Origin of the sequence: Mesorhizobium sp. M2E.F.Ca.ET.209.01.1.1, assembly GCF_004010375.2 — a bacterium.
Classification (GTDB): domain Bacteria; phylum Pseudomonadota; class Alphaproteobacteria; order Rhizobiales; family Rhizobiaceae; genus Mesorhizobium.
Map to the genome: position 1 here is coordinate 1 of NZ_SADP02001179.1, position 290 is coordinate 290.

A 290-nucleotide genomic window follows, 5' to 3' on the forward strand; every position below is an offset into this window, starting at 1 on the left:
CTGGCCGACGGCCGCCGCCGCCTGGCTCTCCTCGAGCTTCAGCGCGCGCTTGCCAAGGCCAAGGATGGTGCGGCCGAGCGCGATCGCGCCCGACGACACGACCAGCACTTCCGCGCCGGCATTCGCGAGCACCGCGATGTCGTCGGCAAGCGAGGTCAGCCAGTCACGCTTCAAGCCCGTCGTCCGGTCGACGAGCAGCGCCGAGCCGATCTTCACCGTGATGCGCTTGTAGGACTTCAACGACTTCATGGGTTTTGCCAACGCGTCTCGACGGGAGCCGGAACGGCGTC

General features: G+C 67.9%; 1 pseudogene. It reads right to left on the minus strand.

What is annotated here, in order from left to right:
* Positions 1-249: pseudogene (locus EN852_RS39630) on the minus strand (glutamate 5-kinase); the annotation flags it as partial.
* Between the last annotated feature and the right edge of the window lie 41 nt (positions 250-290).